This is a genomic window from Pseudomonas sp. PS02303 (assembly GCF_029959925.1).
GTDB classification, from domain to species: domain Bacteria; phylum Pseudomonadota; class Gammaproteobacteria; order Pseudomonadales; family Pseudomonadaceae; genus Aquipseudomonas; species Aquipseudomonas mandelii.
This window is the reverse complement of the sequence record NZ_JASCOM010000592.1, coordinates 1-255: the sequence shown is the minus strand read 5'-3', so window position 1 is coordinate 255 and position 255 is coordinate 1. Positions and strand designations below refer to the sequence as shown.

Annotated in this window: 1 tRNA gene; it reads left to right on the top strand. The window is 52.9% G+C overall.

The features are described 5' to 3' along the window. The first annotated feature begins 99 nt into the window (after nt 1–99). Nucleotides 100–176, top strand: a tRNA-Ile gene (locus tag QMX98_RS34995). Nucleotides 177–255 lie beyond the last annotated feature (79 nt).

Here is a 255-nt window from a genome sequence, read left to right as displayed (position 1 = left end):
GCTGGATCACCTCCTTAATCGACGACATCAGCTGCTCCATAAGTTCCCACACGAATTGCTTGATTCATTGAAGAAGACGATAAGAAGCAGCCCGAAATTGGGTCTGTAGCTCAGTTGGTTAGAGCGCACCCCTGATAAGGGTGAGGTCGGCAGTTCGAATCTGCCCAGACCCACCAATTTTGTGTGGGAACCTGTAGAAATACGGGGCCATAGCTCAGCTGGGAGAGCGCCTGCCTTGCACGCAGGAGGTCAACG